This is a genomic window from Halomonas sp., from assembly GCF_031581305.1.
GTDB lineage: Bacteria > Pseudomonadota > Gammaproteobacteria > Pseudomonadales > Halomonadaceae > Halomonas.
In genome coordinates this window covers 1-3,668 of sequence record NZ_JAVLBC010000266.1, presented here as the reverse complement: position 1 = coordinate 3,668, position 3,668 = coordinate 1, and the positions used below count along the sequence as shown (strand labels likewise).

Below are 3,668 nucleotides of genomic sequence, written 5' to 3'. Positions count from 1 at the left end.
GACATCATCACGCGTCAGGATCTCGCGGCCGAAGCTCATCAGGTCGGCGACACTGCGTCCGTCCCGGGCACCTTCCAGGATCTCGAAGCTGATCAGCGCCACCGCCTCGGGATAGTTGAGCTTGAGGCCACGCGCACGGCGTCGTTCGGCCAGCTGGGCTGCCGAGAAGAGCAGCAGCTTGTCCTTGTCTCTGGGGGTCAGTTCCATCGCGTTTGCTCCCTCTTCATGCGTTAGATTTCGGGCTTCGGGCTTCGGGCTTCGGGCTTCGGGCTTCGACAGGACGATGTTCGATGCCCGTAGCGCGTCGCTCGCAGCCGAGGCAGAGCCTCGTCAGGTCCGCCATATGCGCGGCGTATGCGCCGGCAAACCAATCAACCGTGGCCGCAGGATGTACCAGGCCCGGCAACAGAGGTCCCAGGCCTCGTTGCGCTCCCGGCCCAGATAGCGCAGCAGCAGCACCCCGTGGCGCACTGTCACCGCCCAGCGGGTCGAGGCACCTAGCGCCTCGCGCAGGGCATCGACGGCGTCGTGCCCATCCTGGAGTCCTATCACCCATAGGGTGGCCTGCACGCTGGCCCCCCCTTGTCCCCAGAAGCCACGGAAGCGTCGATGGCCGGGATCCAGCGGCTGACGCTCCAGCCACAGCGGCCGGCCATCCCGGGTCAGGCGGAAACGCTGCTCGATGCGCCCGCTGGCGAAGGGCAAGGCACTCGCCGGACGCCCCAGGGCCATCACCTCCCAGCCCAGGCAACGGGCATCGCCCTCGAGCGCGATCTCGGTGGTCTGCTGACCACGGGAGCCATCGAAGGCCAGGGTCTCCTGGGGCAGCCACTCGAGAACGCCGCCATCGGCGACCTCGAGGCGAGTATGCTGTTGCCAGGCCACGCCATGGCTGTCGGCCTTGTAGAGCTTGTTCGCCGCGGGCGTCGTGAGCAGCGCATGAGCGTGCGCACCGACCCTGGCGTTGATGGACAAGGCATCACCGCTCACCAGGCCGCCCGGCGGATGCAGCAGGTAGACATGGCAGGGGCCGTCGCGGCCCTCCGGGTGGAACGGCCGCTGCACGCGCAGCGGGCCCAGATGACGGGAGCGCGTCATGCGCGTCACTCCCCCACGGGCCTCGAAGGCTAGATGAAGGGACGCTTCCCAATGGCGCTTGGCATCGAAACGATGACCGGAATCGATCGGCGAAGGGGCATCCAGGGACGTCTCGAAAGCGGTCATGGGTCGCTCGTGGCCAGGTGTCTCTGCCCAACTAACAGCAAGGGATGTACCAGAATGGGGCGAGTTGAAATTTCTCTTGCGTATTCAGCATCTTGAAAGGGAGCGCCGACCATCGTGCAGGGCCGGCCAGGTCCCGTCGGGGTGCAGCTACCCCCCTCACCGCCCCCTCGAGGTGCAGTCGCTCGGACGATCGCTCCAGAAACCCGCAAGAACCCTTTCTCCTTTCAACCCTTTCTCCTTTCCCCTTGCTTCTCGGCGCTCGGCGTTTCAGCGCCTAAACCGTCAGGTGCTCCTTGATCAGCGCATCGGACAGCTCGTCGATCATGCCCCTGGCCATGGGACGTCCACGGTCCATGATCATGAAGCGGTCGGCATACTTGCGAGCGAAGGGAAGTTTCTGCTCCACCAGCAGCACGCTGAGCCCATCTTCCTGAATCAGCCGACGAATCACCTCGCCAATCTGGGCCACGATATTGGGCTGGATACCCTCCCCCGGCTCATCGAGGATCAGCAATCGCGGTTCCAGCACCAGCGCCCGGCCAATGGCCAGCTGCTGCTGCTGCCCCCCTGAGAGATCACCGCCGCGACGATGCTTCATCTCCTCGAGGACAGGAAAGAGCTCATGGACGCGCGACGGAATTCGCTTGAGCCCATCCTTTCGCGCCGCCAGGCCGGTGCGCAGGTTCTCCTCGACGGTGAGCAGCGGAAAGATCTGCCGCCCCTGCGGCACGTAGCCGATTCCCAGCCTCGAGCGCTGCTCCACCCGGCAACTGGTCAACTCGATGACTTCATCATAGCAGATGCTGCCGGACGCGACGGCCACCTCACCCATGATGGCCTTCATCAACGTGGTCTTGCCGACGCCGTTACGGCCCATCACGCAGGTACACTGGCCCGCCGGCACGGCGAGGTCGAGATCCCACAGCGTGTGGCTCTCGCCGTAGAACTGGTTGAGCGTGTCGATGGTCAGCATCAGGCGGCCTCCTCGTCGGAGTCGGCGCCCAGGTAGACCTCGACCACCTTTGGATCCCGGGACACGTGGTCCATGCTGCCCTCGGCCAGCACGCTGCCCTGATGAAGCACCGTCACCGTACGAGCGATGGAGCGCACGAAGCCCATATCATGCTCCACCACCACCACGGACTGTTTGCCCGTGCCGGCAAGGCCGGTGAGCAGCTCCGCGGTGCGCTCCATCTCCTGCTCGGTCATGCCCGCCACCGGTTCGTCCACCAGCAGCAGGCGGGGACGCTGCATCAGAAGCATGCCGATCTCCAGCCACTGCTTCTGGCCGTGGGAGAGGATGCCCGACTGATGATGGCGCAGCTCGGTGAGGCCGATGGTGGTGAGTACCTCCTCGATGCGATCGCGGATCTCGCCGGTCATGCGGGCGGTCAGCGTGGGCAGGATGCGCTTGTCGGCCGCCATGGCCAGCTCCAGGTTCTCGAACACCGTCAGTGCCTCGAAGACCGTGGGTTTCTGGAACTTGCGCCCGATACCGAGGCTGGCGATCTCCGGTTCGTTCATGGCCAGCAGATTGTGCCTGCTGCCGAACCAGACCGAGCCACGGTCGGGACGCGTCTTGCCGGTGATGATATCCATCATGGTGGTCTTGCCCGCGCCATTGGGGCCGATGATGCAACGCAGCTCACCGTCGTCGATGGTCAGGTTCAGCTCATTGATGGCCTTGAAACCGTCGAAGCTGACGGTGACATCTTCCAGATAGAGGATCGGCCCGTGGCGAACATCCACCGGCGAGGTGGCGGGGACCAGGAAGTCGAAGACGCGATCACGATCGGCCAGGGAATGCAGGAAGTTCATGCGGAGGCCTCCCGGGGAACAGTGGGTTGGCGTTTGAGGCGGTAGGCGAGCAGGCCGGCGATCCCCTTGGGCAGCAACACCGTGACCAGCACGAACATCCCCCCCAGGGCGAATAGCCAGGCATCGGGCATCACCCCGGTGAAGACCGTCTTGGCATAGTTGACGAGAATGGCGCCGATGACCGCCCCGTAGAGCGTGGCACGCCCGCCCAGGGCGACCCAGAGCACGATCTCGATGGAGAAGATCGGCGAGAACTCGCCGGGATTGATAATGCCCACCTGGGGTACATAAAGGGCGCCAGCCACCCCAGCGAGCATCGCCGAGACAACGAAGACGAACAGCTGGAAGCGTTCGACCCGGTAGCCGAGGAAGCGCGTACGCGCCTCGGCGTCGCGAGTGGCCACACTGACGCGCCCCAGCTTGCTGGCCACGATCGCCCGACACAGCACATAGCCCAGCGCCAAGGCGATGCCGGTAGCAAGAAACAGGCCGAGCCGCGTGGCATCACTGCGCAAGTCGAAGCCCAGCAGCTCCTTGAAGTCGGTGAGGCCGTTGTTGCCACCGAACCCCATCTCGTTGCGGAAGAAGGCCAGCATCAGGGCAAAGGTCAGCGCCTGGGTGATGAT

5 protein-coding genes are annotated in these 3,668 nt (G+C 64.8%); all 5 read right to left on the bottom strand.

Going from position 1 to position 3,668, the window contains the following annotated elements; all coding sequences use genetic code 11:
- Nucleotides 1–207 (bottom strand): urease subunit gamma (gene ureA / locus RI841_RS15460; protein WP_310706521.1); only part of this gene is annotated, 207 nt, incomplete at its 3' end.
- A 123-nt stretch (nucleotides 208–330) separates the two neighbouring features.
- Nucleotides 331–1,224, bottom strand: a complete 894-nt coding sequence (locus tag RI841_RS15455; protein WP_310706520.1) for an urease accessory protein UreD — start codon at nucleotides 1,222–1,224, stop codon at nucleotides 331–333.
- Between the two features lie 274 nt (nucleotides 1,225–1,498).
- Nucleotides 1,499–2,197 carry an urea ABC transporter ATP-binding subunit UrtE gene (urtE, locus tag RI841_RS15450; protein WP_310706519.1) on the bottom strand — a complete coding sequence of 233 codons (699 nt, stop codon included), beginning with the start codon at nucleotides 2,195–2,197 and terminating at the stop codon, nucleotides 1,499–1,501.
- Complete coding sequence (gene urtD, locus RI841_RS15445) at nucleotides 2,197–3,042, bottom strand: urea ABC transporter ATP-binding protein UrtD (protein WP_310706518.1); 846 nt, start codon at nucleotides 3,040–3,042, stop codon at nucleotides 2,197–2,199. The genes urtE and urtD overlap by 1 nt, the downstream gene beginning before the upstream one ends.
- A partial coding sequence (locus RI841_RS15440) for an ABC transporter permease subunit (protein WP_405000955.1) occupies nucleotides 3,039–3,668 on the bottom strand: 630 nt, incomplete at its 5' end. The genes urtD and RI841_RS15440, both read right to left, overlap by 4 nt.

Bases quoted from the DNA above. Each gene is read 5' to 3' on its own strand.
- RI841_RS15455 (WP_310706520.1), bottom strand. From the start codon at position 1,224: ATGACCGCTTTCGAGACGTCCCTGGATGCCCCTTCGCCGATCGATTCC.
- urtE (WP_310706519.1), bottom strand. From the start codon at position 2,197: ATGCTGACCATCGACACGCTCAACCAGTTCTACGGCGAGAGCCACACG.
- urtD (WP_310706518.1), bottom strand. From the start codon at position 3,042: ATGAACTTCCTGCATTCCCTGGCCGATCGTGATCGCGTCTTCGACTTC.